Annotated in this window: 1 protein-coding gene; it reads left to right on the top strand. The window is 74.3% G+C overall.

Going from position 1 to position 1,673, the window contains the following annotated elements:
- A partial coding sequence (locus CQZ88_RS30275) for an amino acid adenylation domain-containing protein (protein WP_146034379.1) occupies positions 1-1,673 on the top strand: 1,673 nt, incomplete at both ends.

Raw genomic sequence — 1,673 nt, 5'->3', positions numbered from 1 at the left:
GATGCTGCCGGGCGCGGAACTCGACGCGGTCGAGCAGCTCGCGCGGGGGCCCCGCCGCACGCTCGACTGCGGGGCCACGCTGGTCGATCTCCTCGCCCAGCAGGCGGCCCGCACCCCCGACGCCGTGGCGATCGAGTCGGGTGAGTCGGCGCTGACCTACCGCGAGTTCGGCTCCCGGGTCAACGCGCTGGCGCGGTATCTCGTCGCGCGCGGCGCGGGACCGGACACGGTGGTCGCGGTGGCCGCCGGCCGCTCCACGGAGATGCTCGTGGCGATCCACGCGGTCCTCGCCGCCGGGGCCGCTTACGTCCCGCTCGACCCGGACCAGCCGGCGGACCGGATCACGTACGTCCTCGAATCCGCCTCGCCCGTCCTGGTTCTCACCAGGTCCGGGCGGGACCACCTGCCCGGTGCGGACGCGGTGCCGGTCGTGGCGCTCGACGAGGCCGACACCGCGCCGTACGGCGACGCGCCGCTGACCGACGCCGACCGGCTCGCGCCGCTGCGGCCGCAGCATCTCGCGTACGTGCTCTACACGTCCGGCTCCACCGGTCGGCCGAAGGGCGTGGCCGTGCCGCACGCCGCCGTGGTCAACCAGTTGCTGTGGATGCGGGACCGGTTCGGCCCGACGGCCGGCGACGTCCTGCTGCTCAAGACCCCCGCCACCTTCGACGCCTCGGTGTGGGAGATCTTCCTGCCCCCGCTGGTGGGGGCGCGGATCGTGGTGGGTGCGCCCGACCTGCACCGCGACCCCGCCGGAATGGCGGCGGCGATCGCGCGTCACGCCGTCACGGTGGCCCAGTTCGTGCCCGCCGTCTTCGACGCGGTCCTCGAACACCTCGACCGGACGACCGCCGCGTCCCTGACCCAGGTCTTCTGCGGCGGCGAGAGCCTTCCGGCCGAAACCGTCGCACGGTTCCGCGCACTGAACGACGCGCCCGTCCACAACCTGTACGGACCCACCGAGACGACGATCCAGACCGTCCACCGCACGGCGGGTGCCGACGACGCCGGGGCGGTGCCGATCGGTACGCCGGTGTGGAACACCGACGCGCTCGTGCTCGACGAACGGTTGCACCCCGTGCCCGTCGGCGTCGCCGGCGAGCTCTATCTCACCGGTGTCCAGCTGGCCCGCGGCTATCACGGCCGCGCGGATCTGACGGCCGAGCGGTTCGTCGCGAACCCCTGGGCCGCCGGCGAGCGGATGTACCGCACCGGCGACCTCGCGCGGTGGACCGCCGCGGGCGAGCTCGACTACCTGGGCCGCACGGACCTGCAGGTCAAGCTACGCGGGCTGCGCATCGAACTCGGGGAGGTCGAGTCGCAGCTCGCCGCCCTCGACGAGGTGCGCCAGGCCGTCGCCGTGGTGCGCGAGGACCCGCGCTTCGGGCCGCAGCTGGTCGGCTACGTCGTCCCCGAGCCGGGTGCGGAGTTCGATCCCGCGAAGGCGAAGGACGCGCTCGCGGCCACGCTGCCGTCGTACATGGTGCCCTCCGCGTTCGTCGCACTGGACGCGTTCCCGCTGAACGCCAGCGGCAAGATCGACCGGCGCGCGCTGCCGGCCCCCACCTTCGAGGCGCGCACCTTCACCCCGCCGCGGACCCCGGTCGAGGAGATCGTCGCGGGCGTGTTCGCCCAGGTACTGGGCGTGCCGCGGGTCGGCCGCGACGACG

Source organism: Rhodococcus sp. ENV425 (assembly GCF_002887785.1).
In the GTDB taxonomy this organism is placed as follows: Bacteria; Actinomycetota; Actinomycetes; order Mycobacteriales; family Mycobacteriaceae; genus Rhodococcus; species Rhodococcus aetherivorans.
The sequence above is the reverse complement of the archived record's forward strand: the minus strand, read 5'-3'. Positions and strand labels throughout refer to the sequence as shown.